Source organism: Xanthomonas sp. 4461 (genome assembly GCF_024806475.1).
GTDB lineage: Bacteria > Pseudomonadota > Gammaproteobacteria > Xanthomonadales > Xanthomonadaceae > Xanthomonas > Xanthomonas arboricola_F.
Genome location: NZ_JANTYV010000001.1, coordinates 769,939 through 795,152, shown reverse-complemented (window position 1 = coordinate 795,152; position 25,214 = coordinate 769,939). Strand labels below are relative to the sequence as shown.

General features: G+C 64.9%; 20 protein-coding genes, 1 pseudogene and 1 riboswitch. Of the genes and pseudogenes, 9 read left to right on the top strand and 12 right to left on the bottom strand.

Going from position 1 to position 25,214, the window contains the following annotated elements; translation table 11 throughout:
- Positions 1–165: 165 nt before the first annotated feature.
- Together FHY19_RS03295 and FHY19_RS03290 are read right to left on the bottom strand one after the other, a co-directional pair.
- Entirely contained in the window at positions 166–2,640 is a 2,475-nt protein-coding gene (locus FHY19_RS03295) for an acyl-CoA dehydrogenase (protein ID WP_259161593.1), read from the bottom strand.
- On the bottom strand, positions 2,637–3,560 hold the full coding sequence (locus tag FHY19_RS03290) for an alpha/beta hydrolase (RefSeq protein ID WP_259161591.1): 924 nt from the start codon (positions 3,558–3,560) through the stop codon (positions 2,637–2,639). The genes FHY19_RS03295 and FHY19_RS03290 overlap by 4 nt, the downstream gene beginning before the upstream one ends.
- Before the next feature lie 136 nt (positions 3,561–3,696).
- Here FHY19_RS03290 and FHY19_RS03285 point away from each other — a divergent pair, with 136 nt between their 5' ends.
- Positions 3,697–4,305, top strand: a complete 609-nt coding sequence (locus FHY19_RS03285) for a TetR/AcrR family transcriptional regulator (protein WP_259161590.1) — start codon at positions 3,697–3,699, stop codon at positions 4,303–4,305.
- Positions 4,306–4,428: 123 nt separating this feature from the next.
- On the opposite strand, the gene FHY19_RS03280 is transcribed toward FHY19_RS03285, so the two are convergent.
- The 3 genes from FHY19_RS03280 to FHY19_RS03270 form a co-directional block, all read right to left on the bottom strand.
- Complete coding sequence (locus tag FHY19_RS03280; RefSeq protein WP_259161588.1) at positions 4,429–7,281, bottom strand: TonB-dependent receptor; 2,853 nt, start codon at positions 7,279–7,281, stop codon at positions 4,429–4,431.
- 241 nt (positions 7,282–7,522) lie between these two features.
- Positions 7,523–8,359 carry a hypothetical protein gene (locus FHY19_RS03275; RefSeq protein WP_259152506.1) on the bottom strand — a complete coding sequence of 279 codons (837 nt, stop codon included), beginning with the start codon at positions 8,357–8,359 and terminating at the stop codon, positions 7,523–7,525.
- A gap of 152 nt (positions 8,360–8,511) precedes the next feature.
- Complete coding sequence (locus tag FHY19_RS03270; RefSeq protein WP_259151965.1) at positions 8,512–9,402, bottom strand: Hsp33 family molecular chaperone HslO; 891 nt, start codon at positions 9,400–9,402, stop codon at positions 8,512–8,514.
- A gap of 75 nt (positions 9,403–9,477) precedes the next feature.
- Between FHY19_RS03270 and mtgA the strand changes: the two genes are divergently transcribed.
- From mtgA to FHY19_RS03255, 3 genes are read left to right on the top strand one after another with little or no spacing between them, the layout of a single operon-like run.
- A complete protein-coding gene (gene mtgA / locus FHY19_RS03265) occupies positions 9,478–10,215 on the top strand; it encodes a monofunctional biosynthetic peptidoglycan transglycosylase (protein ID WP_259161583.1) in 738 nt (245 codons plus the stop codon).
- Between the two features lies 1 nt (position 10,216).
- Positions 10,217–11,263, top strand: coding sequence for a glycosyltransferase family 2 protein (locus FHY19_RS03260; protein WP_259161577.1), 1,047 nt, complete (start codon positions 10,217–10,219; stop codon positions 11,261–11,263).
- Positions 11,223–11,651 (top strand): CBS domain-containing protein, encoded by a 429-nt coding sequence (locus tag FHY19_RS03255; protein WP_259161576.1) that lies wholly within the window; start codon positions 11,223–11,225, stop codon positions 11,649–11,651. The genes FHY19_RS03260 and FHY19_RS03255 overlap by 41 nt, the downstream gene beginning before the upstream one ends.
- 15 nt (positions 11,652–11,666) lie before the next feature.
- On the opposite strand, the gene FHY19_RS03250 is transcribed toward FHY19_RS03255, so the two are convergent.
- From FHY19_RS03250 to FHY19_RS03235, 4 genes are all read right to left on the bottom strand, one after another.
- Complete coding sequence (locus FHY19_RS03250; protein WP_259163894.1) at positions 11,667–13,613, bottom strand: AsmA family protein; 1,947 nt, start codon at positions 13,611–13,613, stop codon at positions 11,667–11,669.
- A gap of 66 nt (positions 13,614–13,679) precedes the next feature.
- On the bottom strand, positions 13,680–14,324 hold the full coding sequence (locus FHY19_RS03245; RefSeq protein WP_259151960.1) for a hemolysin III family protein: 645 nt from the start codon (positions 14,322–14,324) through the stop codon (positions 13,680–13,682).
- Between the two features lie 73 nt (positions 14,325–14,397).
- Positions 14,398–16,002 (bottom strand): peptide chain release factor 3, encoded by a 1,605-nt coding sequence (locus tag FHY19_RS03240; RefSeq protein ID WP_259161574.1) that lies wholly within the window; start codon positions 16,000–16,002, stop codon positions 14,398–14,400.
- A gap of 123 nt (positions 16,003–16,125) precedes the next feature.
- Positions 16,126–17,001 (bottom strand): M23 family metallopeptidase, encoded by an 876-nt coding sequence (locus FHY19_RS03235; protein ID WP_259163893.1) that lies wholly within the window; start codon positions 16,999–17,001, stop codon positions 16,126–16,128.
- Between the two features lie 165 nt (positions 17,002–17,166).
- A riboswitch (SAM riboswitch) is annotated at positions 17,167–17,287 on the top strand.
- Positions 17,288–17,358: 71 nt separating this feature from the next.
- Between FHY19_RS03235 and FHY19_RS03230 the strand changes: the two genes are divergently transcribed.
- Genes FHY19_RS03230 through FHY19_RS03220 form a run of 3 tightly spaced genes read left to right on the top strand, consistent with a single transcriptional unit; the run spans position 17,359 to position 20,689 of the window.
- Positions 17,359–18,390 (top strand): homoserine O-succinyltransferase, encoded by a 1,032-nt coding sequence (locus FHY19_RS03230; RefSeq protein WP_259151955.1) that lies wholly within the window; start codon positions 17,359–17,361, stop codon positions 18,388–18,390.
- The gene (locus FHY19_RS03225; RefSeq protein ID WP_259161567.1) at positions 18,387–19,604 is read left to right on the top strand and encodes an O-succinylhomoserine (thiol)-lyase; all 1,218 of its coding nucleotides are present in this window, start codon (positions 18,387–18,389) and stop codon (positions 19,602–19,604) included. The genes FHY19_RS03230 and FHY19_RS03225 overlap by 4 nt, the downstream gene beginning before the upstream one ends.
- On the top strand, positions 19,601–20,689 hold the full coding sequence (locus FHY19_RS03220) for a homoserine dehydrogenase (RefSeq protein ID WP_259161565.1): 1,089 nt from the start codon (positions 19,601–19,603) through the stop codon (positions 20,687–20,689). Before FHY19_RS03225 ends, FHY19_RS03220 begins: the two co-directional genes overlap by 4 nt.
- 203 nt (positions 20,690–20,892) lie before the next feature.
- Here FHY19_RS03220 and FHY19_RS03215 read toward each other — a convergent pair whose 3' ends face one another.
- Positions 20,893–21,888: an alpha/beta hydrolase gene (locus FHY19_RS03215; protein WP_259161563.1), complete on the bottom strand. Its 996-nt coding sequence runs from the start codon at positions 21,886–21,888 to the stop codon at positions 20,893–20,895.
- A 294-nt stretch (positions 21,889–22,182) separates the two neighbouring features.
- The gene (locus FHY19_RS03210; protein WP_259161562.1) at positions 22,183–23,565 is read right to left on the bottom strand and encodes an L-serine ammonia-lyase; all 1,383 of its coding nucleotides are present in this window, start codon (positions 23,563–23,565) and stop codon (positions 22,183–22,185) included.
- Between the two features lie 85 nt (positions 23,566–23,650).
- Between FHY19_RS03210 and FHY19_RS03205 the strand changes: the two genes are divergently transcribed.
- Positions 23,651–23,884 (top strand): glutaredoxin family protein, encoded by a 234-nt coding sequence (locus FHY19_RS03205; RefSeq protein ID WP_259151951.1) that lies wholly within the window; start codon positions 23,651–23,653, stop codon positions 23,882–23,884.
- 163 nt (positions 23,885–24,047) lie between these two features.
- Positions 24,048–24,273: pseudogene (locus FHY19_RS22360) on the top strand (hypothetical protein).
- Between the two features lie 316 nt (positions 24,274–24,589).
- Here the strand turns inward: FHY19_RS22360 and FHY19_RS03200 are convergent.
- Positions 24,590–25,174 (bottom strand): cold shock domain-containing protein, encoded by a 585-nt coding sequence (locus FHY19_RS03200; protein ID WP_259161556.1) that lies wholly within the window; start codon positions 25,172–25,174, stop codon positions 24,590–24,592.
- Between the last annotated feature and the right edge of the window lie 40 nt (positions 25,175–25,214).

Here is a 25,214-nt window from a genome sequence, read left to right as displayed (position 1 = left end):
GCCCGCTCCTACAGCGTGCCTAAGTGCAGTGGCTGTGAACGGGTCGAGGACGACGCCGGAAAACAGCGCAGTCGCTAGATGGTCGGTCTCCACGATACCAGGCTCCACAAACGACGACGGCGGGCTGCAAGCCCGCCGTCTTAGCACATCACCTCGACCGGAGTCTTACGCCGCTTCGCGCGGCTGCTGAGCCTGCGGCTTGTCGTAGAAGCTGGCCGCACGCAGCTCATGCGGATCGAAGTCGTCCACGGTGATGGTGTCCATCATGATCTCGCGCAGCTCTTCCAGCAGCTTGCGCTCGTCCAGGGTGAGCACGCCCTCGGCCACCGCTTCGTCCAACTGCGCCGGAAAATCCAGCGCCTCGATGCCCTTGGTCTTGAGCGCCTTGAGGAACTTGCGCTCCACCGGCTCGGCCATCACCGCCTTGGTCAGATAGCTGGCGATACGTCCGCCCGGATTGTTGGCGCACGGGGTCAGGAATACGCCCTGAGCCAGACGGTCGCGCGCTTCGTTGGGCGCCATCAGGATCGATGCCACGCGATGGCCCAGGCGATCGCCCGGCGCTTCGGCGCGACGGCCCAGCGGGAAGATCAAAACCCACATCAGCCAGCCTACCGGGCGGATCGGGAAGTTGCGCAGCGCTGCCGACAGCGCGGTTTCGATCTTGTGGACGCTGTCGTGGAACGCCCAGGCCAGCAGCGGCTGGTCGGTGGCCGGTGCGCCTTCGTCGTGGTAGCGCTTGAGCATCGCGCTGGTCATGTAGATATGGCTCAGCACATCGCCCAGTCGACCCGACAACGATTCCTTGAACTTCAACTTGCCGCCCAGCATCAGCATCGACACATCGGCCATCAAAGCCAGGTTGGCCGAGTAGCGATCCAGCTTGCGGAAGAAGCGACGCGTGTATGCATCGCCTGGCGCTGCGCCGATGCGCGCACCGGTCAGGCCGAACCAGAACGAACGCACGGCATTGGAAATGCCGAAGCGGATATGTCCGAACAGGCTCTGGTCGAACTCTTCCAGGCCGCGGCGCGTATCCGGATCCTGCGCCGCCTTCATTTCCTTCATCACCCACGGATGGCACAGGATCGCGCCCTGGCCGAAGATCAGCAGGCTGCGGGTCATGATGTTGGCGCCTTCCACGGTCACGCCGATCGGCGCGGCCTGCCAGGCGCGGCCGGCGAAGTTGCGCGGCCCCAGGATGATGCCCTTGCCGCCGATCACGTCCATCATGTCGCTGACCACTTCGCGGCCCATGGTGGTGCAGTGGTACTTGGCAATCGCCGACGGCACCGACGGCACGTCGCCACGGTCGACCGCTGCGGCAGTGGCCTGTGCCAGCGCACTGATCGCATACGCCTTGCCTCCAATGCGCGCCAGCGCCTCTTCCACGCCCTCGAAGCGACCGACCGACAGGCCGAACTGCTTGCGGATGCGCGCATACGCGCCGGTGACCACCGCTGCGTACTTGCCGCCACCGCTGGCGGTGGAGGGCAGGGTGATCGAACGCCCCACCGCCAGACACTCGTTGAGCATGTTCCAGCCCTTGCCCACCATCTCCACGCCGCCGATCAGCTGGCTCAGCGGGATGAACACTTCTTCGCCATGGATCGGGCCGTTCTGGAACGGCGAGTTCAACGGGAAGTGGCGACGGCCGATTTCCACGCCGGGGGTTTCGCGCGGCAGCAGCGCCAGGGTGATGCCGATGTCCTTCTTGTCGCCGATCAGGCCATCCGGATCGTAGGCGCGGAACGCCAGGCCGATCAACGAGGCCACCGGTGCAAGGGTGATGTAACGCTTGTCGAAGGTGAGCTTGACGCCGAGCACGTTGGCGCCGTTCCACTCGCCCTTGCAGACGATGCCGTAGTCCGGGATCGAGGTCGCATCCGAGCCGGCGAACGGGCCGGTCAGGCCGAAGCACGGCACCTCGGCACCCACCGCCAGACGCGGCAGGTAATAGTCCTTCTGTTCCGGGGTGCCGTAATGCAGCAGCAGCTCACCCGGTCCGAGCGAGTTCGGCACACCGACGGTGGAGCTGACCACGCTGGAAATCGAGGACAGCTTCTGGATCACCTTGTGGTGCGCCAGCGCGCTGAAGCCTAGGCCGCCGTACTGCTTGGGAATGATCATGCCGAAGAACTTGTTCTTCTTGATGAAGTCCCACAGCTCCGGCGGAAGGTCGGCGTGGACGTGGGTGATTTCCCAGTCGTTGACCATCTTGCACAGTTCTTCCACCGGCCCATCCAGAAACGCCTGCTCTTCGGCGGTCAACTGCGGCTTGGGATAGTTGAGCAGCTTCTGCCAATCCGGGTCGCCGGTGAACAGCTCGCCCTCGAAGCCGACCGAGCCGGTTTCCAGCGCAATGCGCTCGGTCTGCGACAGCGGCGGGAGCACCTTGCGGAAGAACGCCATCAGCGGCGTGGTCAGCAGTGGCTTGCGCAGGAATGGCAGCAGCACCGGCGCGGAGACCAGCACCACCAGTACCGCAGCGACGATGGTCGCGGTGAGATTGGCATCCAGCAGCCAGCAGGCCACCAGCACACAGGCGCTGATCGCAACCCAGGTGGCAAGGCGCATGCGGTGATAGGCAGCGATGCCCGCCGCCAGGATGACGAGGAGGAACGGTGCAACGATGCTCATGGTCTTGCTCCAGTGACATGCTCGGTGATGTTGGACGCTGCAATGGTGCCAACCGAGGGCAGTGCGTCCAGATAATGCAACACGGTGGCGGTAAAGGTGGTGTTGTCGTCGCCGGCCAGCATGTGCGTGGCGTCGGCCAGCTGCACGTGCTGCGCGTGCGGGGCGATCGACAGGAATTCGCTGATGTTGTCCGGGGTGACCAGATCGCTGCGCCCGCCGCTGATCAACAGCATCGGGCAGCGCACCTGCGCTGCGGCTTCCACCAGGGCGTGCTGCTGCAGTTGCGCATCCTGACCAGCCAGTTCGTCGACCAGGCGCGGGTCCCAGTGCCAGTGCCAACAGCCGTCTGCGCGCTGACGCAGCAATGCCTGCAATTGATGTGCAGTCTTGCGCGGGCGATGCGGCAGATGCGCGGCGATCGCATCGGCGGCCGCATCCAGCGAAGCGAATCCATCCGGATGCGCGGTCATGAAGCGCAGGATGCGCTCAACGCCCGTGGTATCCCATCGCGGCGTGATGTCGACCAGCACGATCGCGCGAAACAGCCCCGGCCAACGCGCCTCGGCAAGCAGCCCGAACAGGCCGCCCATCGAGGCCGCCACCAGCACCGGCGGCTGCGGCTGCTCGCCTGCCAACACGATCAGGTCGTCGGTGAACTGTGTTGGCGAATAGGGCAGGTCGACCGCATTGACGCTCGAGTCGCCGTGGCCGCGCGCATCGTAGGAAAGTGCGCGGTAGCCGGCCTGCGCCAGCGCGGTTGCCGTCGCTTCCCAGGCGTGCCGCGTCTGCCCAAACCCATGCGCCAGCACCACGGTTGGTGCGTGCTGCTGGCCCCGTACCGACACAGCCAACTCCACATCGCCAGCGCTGATGCGCGACATGGCCGCAAGAGGGGCAAGCGTAGAAGGAGAGGTGACCATACCTAATGGTATGGAGGCTGCCGGCCCGCTGTCAATACTCTCTGGTATGGATGGTTAAGCCGTTGAATCGTGGCAGTTGTCTGTCATTTTTGTGATACATACTGCAACTGACTCAGGCGTATGGTTAAATCGCGCCATGAACGACACTACCGAATCCAGCCCGACCACACCCCGTGCCAGTTCCGGTCGCGGCAACCGCCTCAGCGCGGACGACTGGGCGCAGGCCGCGCTGGACCTGATCGCCGAACAGGGTGTGGGAGCCGTCGCCGTCGAGCCGTTGGCGCGTCGGCTAGGCGTTACCAAGGGAAGCTTCTACTGGCATTTCCCCTCGCGCGACGCGCTGTTGCAGGCGGCCCTGGAGCGCTGGGAAATCTTCGAACAGAAGGAAGTGTTCGGCAGCCTGGAAGACGTTCCCGACCCCAGCGCACGCCTGCGCGCGCTGTTCCAACTGGTCGCCCACGAAGTCACGCCGCACGTGATCTACAGCGAGTTGCTCAAGGCACTCGACCATCCGGCGGTGCGCCCGGTCATCGACCGCGTCTCGCAGCGCCGCCTCGATTACCTGATCGCCTCGTTCCGCCAGGCCGGCCTGTCCCGTACCGACGCCCAGCACCGCGCGCGCCTGGCCTACGCGGCCTATGTCGGTTTCCTGCAGCTCTCGCTGCAGCTGCAACAACCCAAGCAGGCCCGCGAAGACTTCGAGTCCTACGTCGAGCATGTGATCCAAACGCTGATTCCTGGCTAGAGCCGCACTATCGCCAGACGTATCAAGACGATAGTCAATAAAAGCAACCGCCACTAAAAAAGCCGCGATTCTTTCGAATCGCGGCTTTTTGTTTACGGTTTTACGGTTTAACCGAACTGCCTATCAGAACTTCTGGGTGTAGCGCATGTAATAGAAACGACCCGGAATTTCGTACTGCGAGTCGAAGCTATTGGCAAACGCGGTCGCAGCTTGCGGCGGATCGCGGTCGAAAGCGTTGTTCACGCCAACGGTGACACGAGCATTCCACGGAGCCTTCCAGTAAGCGGCCAGATCGGTGTAGGTCACGCTCGGAACATGGTTGCGGGGAGCGGCGCCAGCGCTGGTCACGCGATTCGGATCCGAGCACAGCAGTGCAACGTTTGCCGGGGTCGCCACATTGGCGCCGGTGCAGTTCTCAACCTGCGAGCTGTAGTAACGCATCGAGGCCGAGCCGCCGATATCGCCCAATTCCCAGTTGAGCATCAGGTTGGAGCGGATACGCCAGTTGTTGTCACGTGCCGAACCGCCACGGTACAGACCAACGCGGGTTTCCGGATCCTGCAGCGGCTTTTCGACCACGAACTTGCTCATGTAGGTCGAATCCCACACCACGCTGAAGCTGCCCCATGCGGTATCCGGCAGGCGGTAGCCCACGGTCAGGTCGTAGCCTTCGGCTTCGATCCTGGCGATGTTGTTGGGCACGGCCAGCAGGTTGGAGACTTCGCCGGTCGGCTCGCGCTGAATCAGCGAGCAGGCATTGGCGATCCCTGCGAGATAGCAGCTGTCCAGGGTCTCCTGCACGGTCTGCGTGTCGATCGCGTCTTCGATCTCGATGTTCCACCAGTCGAGCGAGATATCCAGACCGGTCACCCAGCCTGGGCTGTAGACGAAGCCCAACGTCTTGGACGTGGACGTTTCCGGCTGCAGGTTCGGATTGCCACCAGTGGCGGTACGCACCTGCGGGTTAGCCTGAGCGTACGCCGGCACTGCGCCGCACGAGCCCGGGCGGGTCCCGTTGACCGAGCCATCGCTGAAGGAGCCTGCGCACGGATCGCGCACGTCTTCGAAGGTGTCGCTCACGCCCTGGAACAGTTCGTTGATCGACGGTGCACGGAAGCCCTGCGACCAGTTACCACGAATCATCAGGTCGGTGATCGGCTTCCAGCGGAAACCGAACTTGCTGTTGGTGGTATCGCCGAAGTTGCTGTAATCCGAATAACGCGTCGCCAGGCTGAAGTCGAGCAACTGTGCGCCCGGCAGGTCGGCCAGCAGCGGCACGGCGAGTTCGAGGTAGGCTTCGTCCAGCTTGTAGCCGCCGTTGGTGGCGGTACGCGCGTTGCCGGTGGTGTCGCCAGAGTTGATCAGTGCGTCCGGATCGTCAAAGCCCGACTCTTCGCGGTGTTCGGCGCCGAAGGAGAATGCAAACGCGCCCCCCTGCAGATCGAACAATTCGCCGCCGATATTGCCGAAGTAGGTCTTCTGCTCATAACCGTACAGGTCATGCGCATTGAAGCCGGCATAGCCCAGCATTTCCGGAGTCAACGAACCCGGGCCGCTCAGCATGTTCATCGGAACGCAGCCGTCGATGGTGCTGGCAGCGGTGCCGCAACGTGCGACGCCACTTGCGTCGACGAACGACGGCCCAAGTGCGTTGCGCAATGCGGAGATGTTGAACAGGCCAGTGGTGCGGTCGGTCTGGTCGTTCTTGCCGTAGAACATACCGGCTTCCCAGTTGAAGAAGCGCTGACCAACTTCGAAGTCGCCTTCGAATGCGCCACTGAAGCCGAACGTCTTGACGTTCTGAGTGAAAATACGGCCGCCGGTCTCTTCGGCGCGGTACTGGATGTAATCGATGTCGCGGCCGGTGTTGTTATAGATGTTGCTGGCAGAGATGACAATGTCTGCGCCGTTGGTGCCGGGCGCGGAGCGACCCAGCACGACCGGCATCGGTGCGAGGATCTGGCTCGACTCACGCTCGTTGTAGGTCACCGTGGTCTTGAAACGCACGTTGTCGGTGATCGACAGGCCGGCGTCCGCGAATACCGACTTACGCTCCTGCGGGGTCACCAGGTAGTTAGCGGGTGCGAAGTTGTAGCTATCGGCAGCCGTGTAGTTGCGCGAGGTCGTACCACCATTATTGGTGATGGAGAACCCGGGCGTTCCATTGAAGCGCGTTGCGCCGAATGTAGGGGCGCCGGTGGTTGGGTTGGTTCCGGTCTGTCCGAAGATGCCGAAACGGCCACCTGGAATCGTGGTGCTGTTGCCGGTGCCGGCAACGGCTCCGAAGACCGGCACTGCGGAGATCTCACGATCGCCCGCCCACACCGGCTCTTCCTTGACGTAGCCGACGCCCAAGGTGGCGTGCCAACGGTCGCCGGTCGAGCCGATGGTGAAGTCGTAGGACTCGCGGCTGCCGTCGCCCTTGTCGTACTGACCGAAGTACGCATTTGCTTCGGCGCCATCGAAGTTCTGGCGCAGAATGATGTTGACCACGCCGGAGATGGCGTCGGAGCCGTAGATCGTGGAGGCGCCGTCCTTCAGGACTTCGATGCGCTCGACGGCGGCAGTCGGAATCGTGTTGAGGTCGACTGCGCCGCCCAGGCCCGTACCGCCGACCCAGCGACGACCATTGACCAGCACCAGGGTGCGGTTGGAGCCGAGGTTGCGCAGGTTGACGCGCGTCTCGCCGTTGCCGCCATTGTTGACGTTGCTGTTAAGCGCCGAACCACCCGAGCTGATGTTCTGGATCACGTCGCCGATCGAGGTCAGACCCTGCGATTCGATCTGCTGACGGCTCATGCTGAAGACCGGCTGCGATGTTTCCACGTCGGCGCGCTTGATGCGCGAACCGGTCACTTCGATCTTGTCGAGGTTGGTGGTGCCTGCTTCCTGAGCGATGGCGGTACCGGTACCGGCCACACCCACGACAAGCGCGAGGACAACTGCATCGCGCAGCTTGTTGGACTTGCAATTCATTAGCTCTCTCTCCAAGTGATCTTGGGTACTGCCAAGGGTTGTTTGCCTGTCGGCGGTTCCGAAGAAGCGGATCCAAAACGTCAGGGTGAACCGATGGTATATGCGTTGCGCCAGGAATTAAAGTCCCGTTAACGAAAAAGAAGGAAGTCGTGAAAAAGTGCCGTTTCGGGGGTTCCTGAACGAAAAACGCCACCGATTGTGTGATCGGTGGCGTTCTTGAAATTCGTTTCGGGTCAGTGGCTTACAGGTCTTGCTCATACCTAACATAAGGGATGGTGCCGTCACTGTTGCTCTCGTTATTCGGCGCAAACGGGTTCTTGCCGCGCGAGATGACGTTCTCCGCGCCGACCGTCAACTGTCCGCTCCACGGGGTGCGCCAGGTCAGGCCCAGGCCCAGGCCTTCCCATTTTTCCGGCTGGCCGGGAACATCGACGACCCGGCCGATGACATTGGCGCTAAAGGCGCCGTAGCCGCCGCCGACGCTCAGGGTCTTGCTGTCCCACTGGTCGGCGATGGCCGGAGAGACGTCGGCCAGCGGGACCAGGCGCGCACGGGCGTAAGTGCCACCGATCGAAACAAAGCCTTCGCGACCGATGTTCTTCTGGCCGAACACGGTCAGATCGTTCTGCTCGACGCGGGTCAGTGGTGCCTTGCCGGCGCCGATCAGCCAGGCCGGCAGGGTGTCGCGACCGGTGCCGGCGGTGACGCCTACACGGCCCCCGGCGCGATTGAAGCCCAGCGTTCCGGAAACCCGGCGCGATGCGGCGGCGCTGTCTTCTTCATCGTCGCCAATGCCGGCGAGCAGGCAGTGACTGGCGAGACCGCTGATGTTGGTGCCGCGGCTGCTATTGCAGAGCAGGCCCAGCGAATCTCCAGAGGTGAGGCCGAACGCGGCATCCAGCGAATTGCGGCCGAAGTGCCAACGCGCGCCGGCCTTCTGCTCGCCGGTGGGTTCCAGATACAGAAAGGCCTCCACCTTGCCGCTGCCCTTGTTCCACACCGGCAGGATGGTGCTCTCGCGCAACTGCTGGGACGTCGACTGCGCATGCACACCCGTGGCTGCCGCAAGGGCAACCAGCAAAGCGAGCGGAAGGCGCAGAAGGTGTCGCATACCAGAGTTCAGACCCAGGGGCAGTTGTTAAGTTCCCGAGAGCGGGCAATGGGAATGCTAGGGCGTTTATGATTATTTAACAAGTGGTCGCGTTCCCCACAACGCACCGCCAATGCTATCTATTGCAACCGTTCCGGCGCCTGCTGAGAGGGCTGCGCCTTGCTGAAAAGTACGGTCAACTCGGTCAACGCAAAGTGATACTCGCGGCCACAGAACTCGCAGCGGACCTCCACTTCGCCGGTCTCCTCGGCGGCTGCGCGCGCCTCTTCCTCACCCAGCGATTCCAGCATCGACGCAACCCGCTCGCGAGAGCAGGAGCAGCCGAAGCTCAGCGGTTTGCCGCCCAGCAACTGCGGGTCTTCTTCGTGGAACAGGCGGTGCAACAGGTCTTCGCCGGCCACCGACAACAGCTCGGGCGCGCCGAGGGTGTCGAACAGGGCGCCGATGCGGGTCCAGCCGTCGTTGTCGCCTTCATCGCCAGGCAGTTTCTGCAGCAGCAGGCCGGCGGCCTGATCCGGGCCGGCGGCCAGCAGCAGGCGGGTCGGCAACTGCTCGGACTGTTGGAAATAGGTTTCGAAGGCTTCGGCCAGATCCGGGGCCTGCATGCCCACCAAGCTCTGGTAGCGCTGCGGTTCGCGGGGGTCCAGGCCGGGGTTTTCGATGGTGATCGCCAGCAGCGCGGCCTCGCCCAGCTCGCGCAGGTCGGTGGGCGCGTCGGCACCCTCGGCCAGTTGCACGATGCCGCGCAAGGTCCCCGCAGCGGTGCATTCGGCAAACAGTGTGCGCAGGGTGTCGTTACCGCGCAGCTGCACCGACAGGCGCCCGTCGACCTTGGTGTGGCCGGTGAACAGGGCAGCCGCCACTGCCGCTTCGCCCAGCAGCTGGCGCGCGGCAGGCGGGTACTCGGCCGCGCCCTGGACATCGTGCCAGGCCTTGGTCAGACGCACATGGACGCCACGCACGCCGGCGGCAGGCAGCAGGAAACGGGAAAGCTGGTCGTGATCGGTCATGGAGACATCGGACGTAAGGGACGCTGGTTGCCGGATAATGCGGCAGGCATCGTGATTGAAGGTCGAAGCGAACTAATGGGGACGGATGCATTGGATGGCAAGCAGGTGACACCACCGCGGCGGAGGCGCTGGCTGCGCTGGATCCTGGCGGCGCCGCTGCTGTTTGCTGCGGCGAGCGTGCTGCAGGTGCTGGTGCTGCGGGTGGTCGACCCGCCGATCAGCAGCATGATGGTCGGGCGCTACCTGGAGGCCTGGGGCGAGGGGGATGGGAGCTTTTCCCTGCATCAGCAGTGGCGCGATTACGATCAGATCGCCGCCAGCCTGCCGATTTCTGTGGTCGCTGCCGAGGATCAGCAGTTTCCGACGCACCACGGCTTCGATCTGCAGGCGATCGAGAAGGCACGCGATCACAATGCGCGTGGCGGGCGCGTGCGCGGGGCCAGCACGATCAGTCAGCAGGTCGCCAAGAATGTCTTTCTCTGGCAGGGGCGCAGCTGGGTGCGCAAGGGCCTGGAGGCCTGGTACACCGTGTTGATCGAGCTGTTGTGGCCCAAGCAGCGCATTCTGGAGATGTACCTCAACGTGGCCGAATTCGGCGACGGGGTCTATGGCGCGCAGGCGGCGGCGCGCCAGTTCTGGGGCAAGGATGCGGCAGGCCTGTCGCCCACCGAGTCGGCGCGTCTGGCCGCGGTATTGCCTTCTCCGCGCCGCTACGATGCGCGCCGGCCTGGCGCCTACGTGCAGCGACGCACAGCCTGGATCCAGCGGCAGGCGCGCCAGCTGGGCGGCGCTGCGTATCTGCAGGCGCAGTGAGGTGAGGACCATCGACGCCGCCCAACTGCCGGCCGTCACCGAACGCCTCACGGTCGTGATCGCGGCCTTCAACGAAGAAACCAGCATTCCGCTGCTACATCCGCGCCTGTGTGCGGTGCTGGCGGGCTTGCATGGCTTGCAGACGCGTGTGTTGTATGTCGATGACGGCAGCACCGACGACACCTGGAACGTCCTGCAGGCACTTGCGCAGGAAGATGCGCAGGTCAGCGCGCTTCGGCTATCGCGTAATTTCGGCAAGGAAGTGGCGGTATCCGCGGGCCTGGATCATGTGCTGCCGGGCGCGGTGGTGCTGCTCGACGCAGACGGGCAGGATCCGCCGGAACTGATTCCCGAATTCGTCGCTCTCTGGCGCGCCGGCTACGACAATATCTTCGGGACGCGCATCTTTCGCGAGGGCGAGGGCTGGCTCAAGCGCGGCGCCGCACACGCGTTCTATCGCGTCATTGGGCGTTTGTCGCGCACGCCGATCCCGGCCGATACCGGCGATTTCCGGCTGCTTTCGCCACGTGTGGTGCAGGCCCTGCAGCAGTTGCGCGAACGGCACCGCTTCATGAAGGGCTTGTTCGGCTGGGTGGGATTCCGTCAGGTGGCATTGCCGTACCGACGCGAGCCGCGCTTGTCCGGGAACAGCAAGTTCACGGTCTGGCGGCTATGGAATTTCGCGCTCGACGGCATCACCAGTTTTTCCACGGTGCCGCTGCGCGCGGCGACCTACCTGGGGCTGATGACCGCGCTGGTGGCATTTCTGTTCGGGGCCTGGGTGGTGGTCAAGGCGGCGCTGATCGGCGACCCGGTGGCCGGCTGGCCGACCATGATGTCGGTGATCCTGTTTCTGGGCGGTATCCAGTTGATTGCATTGGGGTTGATCGGCGAATACCTGGGCCGGTTGTACGACGAGGCCAAGCAGCGCCCGCTGTACCTGGTCGATACCCACCGCGGCGCGGTGGGAGTAGTCTGCGACGACCAGACCAAGCGCGGAGCGGGCCATGCAGACCGTACGACAGCTGTTGGGGACCAAACAGGTTGAGGTGTTCGCGGTTGCCGCCGATGCCGCAGTGATCGAGGCGATTCGGCTGATGGCCGAAAAGGGCATCGGTGCGGTGTTGGTGATGGACGGGGAGCGGCTCGTCGGCATCGTGTCCGAACGCGATTACGCGCGCAAGGTGGTGTTGCACGATCGCTCGTCGGCCACCACCAGCGTGGCGGAGATCATGAGTACGCAGGTGGTGACGGTGTCGCCGTCGGAGACCGTGGAGCGCTGCATGCAGTTGATGACCGATGGCCGCTTCCGGCATCTGCCGGTGGTCGAAGGCGGCCGCGTGCAGGGCGTGATCTCGATCGGCGACCTGGTCAAGGCGGTGATCGAGATGCAGCAGCGCGACATCGATCAACTGCAGCGCTATATCGCCAGCTGAGGGCGGCGCGAGCAGTTATTTGGCGTACTTGCCGCCGCAGTTGCTGTCCTTGCCCGGCCCCGGTTCGAAGGTGGCCAGCAGGGCGGCGGGCGGGGCGATCATGCCCAGGCCGATCGCGATTGCGCCACGCAGGCCGAGCGCCTTGTAGTCGGGATGAAACGACGGATCCTTGAAGGTTCCGCCCACGCGCAGCGGCGAGCGCAGGCTGAGGATGCTGCGGTCCTTCGGGCGCGGGCGCAGCAGCAGATCCAGGGTTTCGTCCTTCAGGCTGATGTTGCCCTCGCCGACGATGATGGTGTCGGTGCTGTCGAAGGCCAGGGCGCGCGATTGCATGAGTCCGTCCTTGACGGCGAAATCCCCGAACATGCAACGCACCGGAATCTGCCGGTCGGCGGTGAACAGGTATTTCAGCGATTCGGCGATGTCCAGGCCGGCCAGTTCCATGATCAGGTTGCCGACATGACCGCGGCCCATGCCGACGCCGATCGAGCCGTCCGCGCTGCCGAGCATGGCGGCGATTGAATTGCCGCGGCCACGCAGATCCAGCGCGCCGCCGATTGCGCCTGAAGCCTGCTTGGCGAGCGCGGCATCCGGAAACAGCCGATCCAGCCGGATACCGCGAATGCCTGCCTTCAGCTGCGTGACGATGACGGGGTTGCGCGCGTCCATGCGGATGGTCGAGCGGATGTCGCCACCGGCCACGCCAAAATTCAGCGGGTCCAGCTGCAGCAGACCGTCCTTCAACGTCAGCGACGCATCCATGTCGTCCAGTGGCCACGACGGCGCATTGATGCGCTGCGCGCGCCAGCGCACCTGTGCATCCATCGCGCGCAGTTTGGTCAGGTCGTAGGGCGTGGTCGGCAGGATCCGCGCGCTGGCGGCAAGTTGCGCTGCCTGTTTCTTCTGTTGTGCGTTGGCCGATTCGTCGCCGCCTGTTTTGGGCGGTGCACCGACAAAACCGGCCAGGTCGTCGAAATCCAGCCGCCTGGATGCCAGGTCGGCGCGCAGCAACGGGCGTTTGTTGCGCAGGTCCACCTCGGCCGTGCCGGACAGATCGCTGTCGCCGGCGGTGCCGGTGAACTTCTCGTAGCGCCAGAGCTGGCCGTTGCGGCGCAAATGACCATCTAGCTTGTATGGCGGCGTCGACGGCATGGCCACGCCGGTCAGCGGATACAGGTCCTGCATGTCCTGGCCGCTGAGCGCCATTTGCAGATCGAACACCTGGAACTGGAACGGGTTGGTCAAGGTGCCGCGCACGTGCGTGCGGGTGGCGCCGGCGCTGCCGCGCAGATCGATGCGGAACGGGTGCTCGCTCTGGCTCAGTTCCAGCGGCGAGGCAGTATTGCCTTTCAGCGTGAACGGGTAAGCCTTCCAGCGGCCCTTTCCGTCGATGCCGATTGGTGCTGCACGTTGATCGCTGCGCGCAGGCGCCAGACTATTGATGGCCACATCGATATCCGAACGCGCGTCGTCGTCGATGTAGCGCAGCCGTCCCTTGGTCACCAGCAACCGGCCCAGCCGCGGCATGCTGCCATTGCCATCCTGATCGTCGAACACCCAGTTGCCCGGGTGCGTGTCGTTGCCGGCCTCCAGCAGGACGGTGGGCTGATCGAGGCGGATTTCCGGCAGCCGTACCTTGCCGCGCAGCAGGGGCCATAGTTCGACGTCGATCTCGGCGGCGTTCATTTCTGCCATCGCACCACGCTTGGACCACGCGGCATTCGCCAGCTGCAGCCGCTCGCCGCGAACCGTGGTGGTGCGGCCCAGGCCCACATCCAGATGTCCCAGCCGGAACTCGCGGCCGGTCTTGGCGCTGACGATGCGTTCGACCGGGCCGCGTAGCCAGTTCCAGTCGAACAGCAACACGAAGATCGCCAGGACGGCGGCAACACCGCCAAGCCCGATCAGCCAGCGTCGACGGCGCAGCGTACGGGAGGCGTGGGAATCGGCAGCATGGGTCACGTTGTTCACGTGCGCATGGTTGGCGATGACTTGTGCACGGCGTGCGAACGGGCCGGCACCATTCGATCACATGACCTGTTCGACCACCGCAACGAAGTGGCAGGCGCTACCGGCGAGCACGAACAGGTGCCAGATCGCGTGGAAGTAGCGTTGTGTGTCGCGCTGATAGAAGTAGGTGCCCAAGGTATAGAAAAGCCCGCCAGCGAGCAGCCAGCACAGTGACCACGTGTCCACCGCAACCAGCAGAGGCTTGATGGCCACGATGATCAGCCAGCCCATGGCCAGGTAGAGAACCGTCGACAGCAAGCGAAAGCGGCCGGTGAAGAACAGTTTGAAGAGCACCCCGGCGGCGGCGATCGTCCAGATGGCGGCGAACAATCCCCAGCCCCAGGTGCCACGCAAATTGATCAGCGTAAAGGGCGTATAGGTGCCGGCGATCAACAGATAGATCGCGCAATGATCCAGCACCTGCAGGCGCGCTTTGGCGCCCGGATGCGGTATTGCGTGGAATAGCGTGGAGGCGACGTAGAGCAACACCAGCGTGGCACTGAACACGATGGAGGTGGCCAATTGCCAGCCATCGCCATAGATGGCGGCCAGTGTGATCAGCACCGAACCGCCTGCCAGGGCGGCGATGGCACCCAGGCCGTGGGTCACGGCGCTGGCGATTTCGTCGCGCAGGTCGGTCGAGGGGGAGGCGTCTGCGTTCATGCCAAAAAGGTACCGTAACTGCACGCAAATCGCATCGCCAGCCGTAGCGCTTCCTCAGCGATCCTGGTCTATGTCAGTCGATGGCCTTGGCGTGCGCGTGTTCGCGCGTTGCCGAGAAGCGCACATCCGGCGCACGTTCCTGCGCCAGCTGCAGGTTGACGCGCGTCGGTGCGAGATAAACGAGCTGACCGGCCGCATCCACGCCCAGGTTGCCGGCGTTCTTCTCGCGGAATTCCTCCAGCTTCTTGGCGTTGTCGCAATGCACCCAGCGCGCGGTGGTGACGCTCACCGGTTCGAAGATCGCATCCACGCCGTATTCGTCCTTGAGCCGGTAGGCCACCACGTCGAACTGCAGCACGCCCACCGCGCCCAGGATCAGATCGTTGCTCATCAACGGGCGGAAGAACTGCGTGGCGCCTTCCTCGGACAGCTGCGCCAGGCCCTTCTGCAGCTGCTTGAGCTTGAGCGGGTCGCGCAGGCGTGCGCGGCGGAACAGTTCCGGCGCGAAGTTGGGGATGCCGGTGAAAGACAGCGATTCGCCTTCGGTGAAGGTGTCGCCGATGGAAATGGTGCCGTGGTTGTGGATGCCGATGACATCGCCCGGCCACGCTTCGGCGGCGATTTCGCGGTCGCTGGCCATGAAGGTCAGTGCGTTGGCGAGTTTGAGTTCCTTGCCGCTGCGCACGTGCAGCGCTTTCATGCCGGCGGCGAACTTGCCCGAGCACACGCGCATGAAGGCCACGCGGTCGCGATGCTGCGGGTCCATGTTGGCCTGGATCTTGAACACGAAGCCGCTGAGCTTTGCTTCGGTCGCCTCGACGCGGCGTCCGGTGGTGTCGCGCGCCTGCGGCGGCGGTGCGTGCTCGATGAAGAAGTCCAGCAGCGGCTGCACGCCGAAGTTGTTGACGCCCGAGCCGAAAAACACCGGTGTCTGCTGGCCGGCGCGGTAGGCCTGCAGGTCAAACGGATTGCTGGCGCCTTGCACCAGTTCCAGTTCGTCGCGCAGCTCGGCCAGCATCTGCTCGCCGATCTTTTCGGCCAGGCCGGGCGCCTCCAGGGACGGGAAGATGGTCGAATCCTGGCGGGTGAAGTTGCGGCCCTGTTCGTACAGGTGCACCTCGCCGGTGATCAGGTGCACCACGCCCTTCAGGCGCTGGCCCATGCCGATCGGCCAGGTCACCGGCGCGCACTGGATGCCCAGCACGGTTTCGACTTCATCCAGCAGATCGATCGGGTTCTTGCCTTCGCGATCGAGCTTGTTGATGAAGGTCATGATGGGGGTGTCGCGCAGGCGGCAGACTTCCATCAGCTTGATGGTGCGTTCCTCCACGCCCTTGGCCACGTCGATCACCATCAGCGCCGAGTCCACTGCGGTCAGCACGCGATAGGTGTCCTCGCCGAAGTCGGCGTGGCCGGGAGTGTCGAGCAGGTTGACGATCTTGCCCTCGTACGGGAACTGCATCACCGAGGAGGTGACCGAGATGCCGCGTTCCTTTTCCAGCGCCATCCAGTCCGAGGTGGCGTGACGGGCGGCCTTGCGGCCCTTCACCGAGCCGGCCATCTGGATCGCACCGCCGAACAGCAGCAGCTTCTCGGTCAGCGTGGTCTTGCCGGCGTCGGGGTGGGAAATGATGGCGAAGGTGCGGCGGCGCGCGGCTTCGTTGGAGACTTCGGACATGGGCGGTGCGCGCCCGGTCGGACGCCTGCGGAAACTGAGGAAGCCGACGATTATAGCGGCTTCGGCGCAACGGGCCTTTGCGGACCGGCGGCCAGGTGGCATCGGGGCGCCGGGACGTCAGTGCTAAGGGGCCGGCGAGGGGAAGTGCAGCTCGCCCTGCGGGCCCCACATCCGGAACGGCACCGACACCAGTTGCAGATCGGCGTTGCGCTGCACCGAGAAATGCAGGTGCGCGGCGGTGCTGTAGCCGGTATTGCCCGAGGCGCCGAGCCGTTCGCCGGCGCCGAGCCGCTGGCCGGCGTGCACTGCCACGCCGTTCGGGGCCAGATGGGCGTACAGCGCCATGCTGCCGTCGGCGTGCAGCACCCGCACCAGGTTGCCGCCGCCCGCGCCAGGGTCGTGGGCGCTGCTTTCAGCGACGTCTTTGCGTATCTCCATGACTACGCCCCCGCGCGCGGCCAGCACCGGCGTGCCCTGGGGGAGGGCGAAGTCCACCGAATACCAGTTGGGCAGATCGGCATGGCTGAACTGGCCGCCGAAGCCCTGATCCACCTGCACCGGCGCATCGCGGAACGGCAACTGATAGCCCGCCGGCTGCGGCTGCGCGTGCGGATCGCCAGGCACGATGTCGAGCTTGAGTCCCAGCCCACCCAGGGTGCGCTGGTTGCTGGCCGGGTACAGTCGTGCCAGCAGGCGACGCTCGTGCGCAGCCATCAGCACCGTGAGCGGCAGTTGCGGCACGGCGCGGTAATCCTCGTTGGGTGGAGCGCTCAGCCGGACCTGCGCAGGCCCGGACAGCGGGTTGGTCACCCATGCCAGATAGACCGGTGCCTGCCATTCCAGTTGCAGGGCCGGGCTGGTGCCTGTTGTAGCAGAGGCGACTGGCGTCGATAGGGTGCGCGACGAAGACGGTGCCGCGCCGCCGTTCCAATGCCAGCGTTGTTGCGCAGCGGCGGGCGGCGCACCTGCCAGCAGGGCGGCGACCAACACCGGAAGCATTACGGGCGAAAGAGAGCGGAAGACGCGGTGATGCACGCGATTGGCTTGAGCGAACGGAGCCGCAAGTATGCGGTGCATCACAGTGTCCGGTGGTATCGGATGAAAATATATCTCTCCATCCGCATGAAGCGATTGACATCGCAAAAGTGCGGTGGCATCTTAGCGTCACCATCGAGACCGGCGGAGGGACAGGCCCTTTGATGCCGGGGCAGCCAGCGGAGCGCGCAAGCGCCCGCGTTTGGTGCCAAATCCTGCGGGGACCTTCGCGTCCGCCGAAAGATGGTTCGAATCGTGCCTTGCGCACGTCGAACGCGAGCTCCCGCGAAGCTCGATGGCCGATCCACCCCGGATATCGCCATGAGCCTCGTGACCACAGCATCGCCAACGACCACTGATGACCTAGACACTCCTGCCGCCGACATCGACGGCGTGATCGCGTTGCGCGGCGACATCGCCGTGTCGTTGCCGATGCGCCATGCCGGCATGCGCGAGGTGCGCCTGCGCTACGAATTGATCGGCGCTGCCAATGCGCCGGTGGTGTTCGTCGCCGGCGGCATCTCGGCCCATCGGCACCTGGCGGCCAGTGCTGTGTTCCCCGAGAAGGGCTGGGTGGATGGCCTGGTCGGTGCGGGCCGCGCGTTGGACCCGTCATCGCGTCGTCTGTTGGCCTTCGACTTCCTCGGCGCCGACGGCACGCTGGATGCGCCGATCGACACCGCCGACCAGGCAGATGCCATCGCCGCGCTGCTCGACGCGCTGGGAATCGCGCGCCTGCACGGTTTTGTCGGCTACTCGTATGGCGCGCTGGTCGGGCTGCAATTCGCCACCCGTCATGCCGGCCGCGTCGGCACCTTGATTGCGGTGAGCGGGGCGCATCGCGCGCATCCGTATGCCGCCGCGTGGCGCGCACTGCAGCGCCGTGCGGTGGCGCTGGGCCAGCTGCAGTGCGCGGAAAATCACGGGTTGGCGCTGGCGCGGCAATTCGCCATGCTCAGCTATCGCACACCGGAAGAATTCAGCGAGCGCTTCGATGCGCCGCCGGAAGTGATCAATGGCCGCGTGCGCGTTGCCGCCGAAGACTATCTGGATGCCGCCGGCGCGCAATACGTGGCCCGCACGCCGGTCACCGCGTACTTGCGCCTGTCCGAATCCATCGACCTGCATCGCATCGACCCGGCGCAGGTCAGCGTGCCCACCGTCGTGGTGGCGGTGGAGGGCGATCGCCTGGTGCCGCTGGCCGACATGGTCAGCCTGGTCGAAGGCTTGGGCCCGCGCGGCAGCCTGCGTGTGTTGCGTTCGCCGTACGGCCACGACGCTTTCCTGAAAGAAATCGATCGCATCGACGCGATCCTCACTACTGCCCTTCGCATTACCGGAGAAATCGCATGAGCTATCGTGACCCCGCCGACGCCCCTTGTACCGCCGCCACTGCCGCCGTGCGCGCAGGCATCGACCGCGATACCGCCTACGGCGCGGTGACCCCGCCGATCGTGCTGTCGTCGAACTTCTCCTTCGACGGGTTCGGCAACAAGCGCCAATACGACTACACCCGCAGCGGCAATCCTACCCGCGATCTGCTCGGCGAGGCCCTGGCCGAACTGGAAGGCGGCGCCGGCGGCGTCATCACCTCCACCGGCATGGGCGCGATCAACCTGGTGCTCAACGCGGTGTTGCAGCCCGGCGATACGCTGGTGGTGCCGCACGATGCGTACGGCGGCAGCTGGCGCCTGTTCAATGCGCTGGCCAGGAAGGGCCACTTCGCGCTGATCACCGCCGACCTCACCGACCCGCGTTCGCTGGCCGATGCATTGGCGCAGTCGCCCAAGCTGGTGCTGATCGAAACCCCATCCAACCCGCTGCTGCGCATCACCGATCTGCGCTTTGTCATCGAAGCGGCGAAGAAGGTGGGTGCGTTGACCGTGGTGGACAACACCTTCCTGTCGCCGGCACTGCAGAAGCCATTGGAATTCGGTGCGGACCTGGTGCTGCATTCGACCACCAAATACATCAACGGCCACAGCGATGTGGTGGGTGGTGCGGTGGTGGCGCGCGATGCCGAGCTGCACCAGCAGCTGGTGTGGTGGGCCAATGCGCTGGGCCTGACCGGTTCGCCGTTCGATGCCTTCCTGACCTTGCGCGGCCTGCGCACGCTGGATGCGCGCCTGCGCGTGCACCAGGAAAATGCCGACGCGATCGCTGCGCTGCTGGACGGGCACGCGGCGGTCAATCAGGTGTATTTCCCCGGGCTGGCGACGCATCCGGGCCATGCCCTGGCGGCGCGTCAGCAGAAGGGCTTCGGCGCGATGATGAGTTTCGAGTTGAACGGTGGCGAAGCGGCGGTACGCGCCTTCGTCGATGGGCTGCGCTACTTCACCCTGGCCGAGTCGCTGGGTGGCGTGGAAAGCCTGATTGCGCATCCGGCCTCGATGACGCATGCGGCAATGACCGCCGAAGCACGTGCGGCGGCCGGGATTTCCGACGGGTTGCTGCGGTTGTCGATCGGGATCGAATCGGCCGAAGACTTGCTGATCGACCTGCGCGCCGGTCTGGCGCGTGCCGAAGCGACCCTGACCGCCACCAATCGCAAGCAGGTCGACGCGTGAGCACTGTGCTGCCTGTTTCGCGCCGGGCTTCGGTTGCAGCAGTGACGCCGACACCACGGCTGGCCTTGCTGGGAACCGGGACGGTAGGGCGCGCGTTCGTGGCGCGCTACACCGCGCTGCAGGAGCGTCAGTTGCAGTTGCCGCGCTTCGACTGGTTGGCCAATTCGCGCATCGCCCAGGATTGCGGCGTGAGCGCGGAGCAGGCATTGCTGCAGGCCAACGCTGCGCCGCGTGGGCAGGCCGTGCTGCAGCCTTGGGCCGAAACCGTCGCGTTGCGTGCTGGCGATGTGCTGGTGGATGCCACGGCCAGCGATGTGGTGGCCGATTGGCACGTGGAGTGGTTGGGCCGCGGCGTGCATGTGGTGACCGCCAACAAGCTGGGCCAGGGCACGGCGTTGTCGCGTGCGCAGGCGCTGCTTGCCGCCCGCCATGCCACTGGCGCGCATTATGGCGACAGCGCCACCGTCGGCGCCGGGTTGCCGGTGCTGAGCAGCGTGCGCGCCTTGGTGGCAGGCGGCGACCATATCCATTCGATCGAGGGTGTGCTGTCGGGATCGTTGGCCTGGCTGTTTCATCGCTATGACGGCAGCGGCGCGTTTTCGCACTGCGTGCGCGAAGCGGTGGCGTCGGGTTATACCGAGCCGGATCCGCGGATCGACCTGTCCGGCGAGGATGTGCGGCGCAAGCTGCTGATCCTGGCGCGTGCGGCCGGATGGCAACTGGAGGCCGAACAGGTACACGTGGAGTCGCTGGTGCCTGCCGGGCTCACCAGCGTGCCGATCGGCCAACTGGATGCACGCCTGGACGAACTGGATGCGGTCGTAAGCGCGCGCTGGCAGCAGGCACGCGCAGCGGGGCGGTGTCTGCGTTTTGTAGGCCGGGTGGACGCGCATGGCGCAAGCGTGGGACTGCGCGAGCTGGCGCTGGAGCATCCCTTGGCTGGCGGCGCCGGAACCGACAACCGTGTCGCGATCAGCAGCGACCGTTACCGCGAGCAGCCGTTGTTGATCCAGGGCCCGGGTGCAGGTGCGGAGGTCACGGCAGCCGCGTTGCTGGACGATGTGCTGCGGATCGTGGCGGGTTGATGTTTGCGTTGCGCGGCAGAAGCGTTGGTTCTGTCGCGGGCTTAGCGCTGATTGGTGCGGTCGTCTTGGATGGCTGCGGCCTGTGCTGCGGTTGCCTGCCGTGGTCGTCTTCAAACGCTGCGTGATGGCCGCAACCGGCAGTGCCCGGGCTGCGTTGGCAGGGGAAGTAACGCACGGCAGCCGATTGCCGTGCGCTGTTGCAATTACTGCGCGATGGCCTTCAGCAGTGCGGCATTGAAACGCGCGGGGTCCTGTACCTGCGGCGAGTGCCCCAGGTCGGCAAATTCGATCAGGGTCGCCTTCGGAATGGCCGCAGCTGCCTGCTTGCCCAGCTTGGTGTAGTCGCCGACTCGCGCCTTGACCTGCGGCGGTGCGGTGTCCTTGCCGATCGCTGTGCGGTCCTTGAGGCCGATGAACAGCGTGGTCGGTACCGTCAGCTTGGGCAGCTCATACACGACCGGTTGGTTGAACACCATGTCGTAAGTCAGCGCCTGATTCCAGGCGACGGCCTGCTTGCCGTTGCCCAGCGACATGCCGGCCTGCATGCGCGCCCAGCGTTCGAATTCGGGCTTCCATTGACCGGCGTAGTACACGTCCATCTGATATTTTTTGATGCGCTCGAAACTGCTCTTGAGCTCGTTGTCGTACCAGACATCCACGCTGCGCCATGGAATGCCTTCGGCCTTCCAGTCTTCCAGACCAATCGGGTCGACCAGGGCGAGGTGTTCGGTGGCTTGCGGGTGCATCAGTGCGTAGCGGATCGCGAGCATGCCGCCCATCGAGTGGCCGACGACCACTGCGCGGTCGATCCCCAGTGTTTTCAGCAATGCGTGGGTGTTGTCGGCCAGCTGCGCGAACGAGAACTGATAGGCGGCCGGTTTGCTGGATTTGCAGAAGCCCACCTGGTCCGGCGCGATCACGCGGTAGCCGGCCTTGCTCAGGGCCGCGATGCTGGATTCCCAGGTGGCCGCGCAGAAATTCTTGCCATGCAGCAGCACGGCGGTGCGTCCGTTCGGCTTGCCGGTGGGTGCGACATCCAGGTACGCCATTTCCAGCGGCTGCTGCTGCGAGGTGAACGCGTACGTCTTGACCGGGTAGGGGTAATCAAAGCCTTCAAGACGCGGGCCGTAGCTGGCCTGTTGGGCCATCAGCGGGCCGCAGGCCAGGGTCAGTGCGAGTGCACAGGCGAGATGTCGCATCGTGTTCTCCATCCGGGGTCCGTGCCGAAAGGCTACAGGACGCACCGTGGTGGAGGCGTGGATCCGGGCAGTGCCGCGGCGAGGGGGTGTGGTGGGCCGACTTGCCCTCATCCGCCCTTCGTGCACCTTCTCCCGCAGGCGGGAGAAGGGGGGGCTTCTGCGGAATGGCATGGCGATGCGGGCTTGTTTTCTGCCGCAGGCACAGGCCGGTTAGGCGCTGCTGCAGTGGCACCAATTGCTGGATCAACCTGGCGTGGTGCGATGCGTTCTGATCGCATCATGCCACCGGCAGACTCAGCACTCGATGACGTTCACCGCCAGGCCGCCGCGGCTGGTTTCCTTGTATTTGTCCTGCATGTCGCGGCCGGTGTCGCGCATGGTCTTGATGACCTTGTCCAGCGAGACCTTGTGCTTGCCGTCGCCGCGCATGGCCATGCGGCTGGCGTTGATGGCTTTCACTGCACCCATCGCATTGCGTTCGATGCATGGGATCTGCACCAGCCCGCCGATCGGGTCGCAGGTCAGGCCCAGGTTGTGTTCCATGCCGATTTCCGCAGCATTTTCGATCTGGCCCGGGTTGCCGCCCAGCGCGGCGACCAGGCCGCCGGCGGCCATCGAGCAGGCCACGCCCACTTCGCCCTGGCAGCCGACTTCGGCACCGGAAATGGAGGCGTTCTCCTTGTAGAGAATGCCGATGGCCGCAGCGGTGAGCAGGAAATCGAAGATGCGCTGTTCGGATGCGCCGGGGCAGAAGCGGTCGAAGTAATGCAGCACCGCCGGGATGATGCCGGCCGCGCCGTTGGTGGGCGCGGTGACCACGCGGCCACCGGCCGCGTTCTCTTCGTTGACGGCGAGCGCGTAGAGATTGACCCAGTCCAGCGTGGTCAGCGGGTCGCGCATGGCCGCTTCCGGTTTGGACGACAGTTCGCGGTACAGCGCCGGTGCGCGACGCGACACGTTCAGGCCACCCGGCAAGGTGCCTTCCTGGCGGATACCGCGCTCCACGCAGGACTGCATGGCTGCCCACAGTTCGCGCAGGCCGCTGCGAATCTCGTCTTCGCTGCGCCAGCTCCTTTCGTTTTCGAACATCAGCGCGGCGATGCTCAGGCCGCTGCGCGCGCATTGCGCCAGCAGTTCGTCGCCACTGAGGAACGGATACGGCAGCGGTGTCTCGTCGGCCACGATGCGGTCGTCGGCGGCGTCGTCCTGGTTGACCACAAAACCGCCGCCCACGGAGTAGTAATCGCGCGTGGCAATCACGCTATCGTCGGCGGTGTACGCGGTGAAGCGCATGCCGTTGGTGTGGTAAGGCAGCTTCTGCCGCTTGTTCATCGGCAGGTCGCGCTTCTCGTCGAAGCCGATTTCGTGCTGCCCCATCAGGGCGATGCGCTTGCTGGAGCGGATGCGCTCCAGCGTGGCGGGGATGATGTCCGGGTCGATCAGGTTGGGGCGGTGGCCTTCCAGCCCGAGCAGCACGGCCTTGTCGGTGCCATGGCCGCGGCCGGTCAGGGCCAGCGAGCCAAAGACTTCGGCGCGGATGCGCACCACGTCCTGCAGGCGACCGGCATCGAGCAGCCAGCGATGCACGAAGCGTTCTGCGGCGCGCATCGGCCCCACGGTGTGGGAGGAACTCGGACCGATGCCGATCTTGAACAGGTCGAACGTGCTGACAGCCATGCTTGCCGGAGAGGTGAGCGTAAAGGCGGCTATTCTAGTCGGTCGGCGATTGCAGCATGGCTGCAGCGCAGCATGGGACCTTCCAATGGCCTTGACTCTTTATCAGCGCGACGAGTGCCACCTCTGCGACCAGGCGGTGGAGGTGTTGGCGCAGGCGCGCGCGGGCGAGTTCAGTAGTGTCTTCATCGACGACGATGCGGCGCTTGAGGCCGCTTACGGGGAGCGCGTGCCGGTGCTGCGCGATGCGGATGGGCGCGAGCTGGACTGGCCGTTCGACAGCCGGCGTTTGCGCGAGTGGTTGAATGCCGGCACGCGATGATGCGTCGTGTGCGGACTCGGTACCCGCCAGATTTGGATTCAGGGTGGCTGAAAACGACTTCGCGCCGGTCTGGTGCGAAGTGGATGATCTGGGCCGACGCTGCAGGGCGGCCGATCTGTCACTTGGCTGCAGGGCCCTTGCCCGCCCACCATCGCGGGACACGCTGCAAGTACGTCCCTGTAAGCTCTTACGCGGCATCCATGCCGCGTAAGGTCCCGCGACGGTGGGCGGGCAAGGGCCCGTCGAGAGAGTCGGTGTGCAGGATTTTCAGTAAAGCGGCCAGCAATCTGTCTGGTGCGGTGTCCTCGCCGCTTGCGGGACCGTTGGCGGCATGGATGCCGCCACCGAGCCCCCATGGACGGGTTTACGGCGTGTCCCGCGAGCGGTGAGGGCACCGCGCCCGCGACGCCGGGAGTTTGCTGCCTTGCCCACCCACCATCGCGGTACACGCTGCAAGTACGTCCCTTTAAGCCCTTACGCGGCATCCATGCCGCATAAGGTCCCGCGACGGTGAGCGGGCAAGGACCAGTCAAGATGGTCGGTGTGCAGGGTTTTAGTAAAGCAGCCAGCAACTGTCTGGTGCGGTGAGGGCATCGCGCCCTCGACTCACTAAGCGTTTGACCTGTGCTTTTGACCACATCCAACAAGGTGCGGCTGACAAATTATTCTTGTCGGCCGCCCGTTCAAGGTGTCGGCCGCATTGATTCAATGGCACCACTGCTGCTCGCAGGGCACTCCATCGTGATCACCGTCCATTGCCGTATTTGGGCAATGCTGCAACACGTACGTGGCATCTTCGCAGGAGGTCATCTGTGAGCAATGCGTGCGCCCGCCACAGCTGTATTGCGAGGTGGGAGCAGATGCAGGAGCGGCCGCTACGTGCTGCTCCTGCGGCGACGTCTGCTCGGGTGCCGGTGCCGGAGTAAACGCATCGATCAGGTAATCGCGCTGCTGGTAGGCGAACGCCCCGCCACCGAGCACCAGCATCATGAGCAAGACCTTGCCAAGCCCGAGTTGTCCTTTTGCCGGCGTCGTGCGTGCCGTGTTGCGTCGCGCGGGGGCGTCATGCCTGGGCGCGTGCGCACCGGCACGCACGACGCGCACCGCGCGCGGACGACCATCCGGACCATGCTCGGTTTCGAAGGAGATCACTTCGCCGATGCGCGGCGCCTCGAGGCCGCGTGGGAACGCGGAAACATGCACGAACAGGTCATCGCCTGGCTGGGCAGGCGTGATGAAGCCGAAGCCACGATCGGCATTCCAGCGGGTCAACGTGCCGTGTGTGCGCATCGTCGGCGTCTTTTGGGCGAGTGCCGAGTCTAGCTGTCGC

What these genes read in the sequence shown, in the direction of transcription:
- FHY19_RS03295 (WP_259161593.1), bottom strand. Translation starts at nt 2,640, where the DNA reads ATGAGCATCGTTGCACCGTTCCTCCTCGTCATCCTGGCGGCGGGCATC.
- FHY19_RS03290 (WP_259161591.1), bottom strand. Translation starts at nt 3,560, where the DNA reads ATGGTCACCTCTCCTTCTACGCTTGCCCCTCTTGCGGCCATGTCGCGC.
- FHY19_RS03285 (WP_259161590.1), top strand. Translation starts at nt 3,697, where the DNA reads ATGAACGACACTACCGAATCCAGCCCGACCACACCCCGTGCCAGTTCC.
- FHY19_RS03280 (WP_259161588.1), bottom strand. Translation starts at nt 7,281, where the DNA reads ATGAATTGCAAGTCCAACAAGCTGCGCGATGCAGTTGTCCTCGCGCTT.
- FHY19_RS03270 (WP_259151965.1), bottom strand. Translation starts at nt 9,402, where the DNA reads ATGACCGATCACGACCAGCTTTCCCGTTTCCTGCTGCCTGCCGCCGGC.
- mtgA (WP_259161583.1), top strand. Translation starts at nt 9,478, where the DNA reads ATGGGGACGGATGCATTGGATGGCAAGCAGGTGACACCACCGCGGCGG.
- FHY19_RS03255 (WP_259161576.1), top strand. Translation starts at nt 11,223, where the DNA reads ATGCAGACCGTACGACAGCTGTTGGGGACCAAACAGGTTGAGGTGTTC.
- FHY19_RS03245 (WP_259151960.1), bottom strand. Translation starts at nt 14,324, where the DNA reads ATGAACGCAGACGCCTCCCCCTCGACCGACCTGCGCGACGAAATCGCC.
- FHY19_RS03240 (WP_259161574.1), bottom strand. Translation starts at nt 16,002, where the DNA reads ATGTCCGAAGTCTCCAACGAAGCCGCGCGCCGCCGCACCTTCGCCATC.
- FHY19_RS03235 (WP_259163893.1), bottom strand. Translation starts at nt 17,001, where the DNA reads ATGCTTCCGGTGTTGGTCGCCGCCCTGCTGGCAGGTGCGCCGCCCGCC.
- FHY19_RS03230 (WP_259151955.1), top strand. Translation starts at nt 17,359, where the DNA reads ATGAGCCTCGTGACCACAGCATCGCCAACGACCACTGATGACCTAGAC.
- FHY19_RS03225 (WP_259161567.1), top strand. Translation starts at nt 18,387, where the DNA reads ATGAGCTATCGTGACCCCGCCGACGCCCCTTGTACCGCCGCCACTGCC.
- FHY19_RS03215 (WP_259161563.1), bottom strand. Translation starts at nt 21,888, where the DNA reads ATGCGACATCTCGCCTGTGCACTCGCACTGACCCTGGCCTGCGGCCCG.
- FHY19_RS03210 (WP_259161562.1), bottom strand. Translation starts at nt 23,565, where the DNA reads ATGGCTGTCAGCACGTTCGACCTGTTCAAGATCGGCATCGGTCCGAGT.
- FHY19_RS03205 (WP_259151951.1), top strand. Translation starts at nt 23,651, where the DNA reads ATGGCCTTGACTCTTTATCAGCGCGACGAGTGCCACCTCTGCGACCAG.
- FHY19_RS03200 (WP_259161556.1), bottom strand. Translation starts at nt 25,174, where the DNA reads ATGCGCACACACGGCACGTTGACCCGCTGGAATGCCGATCGTGGCTTC.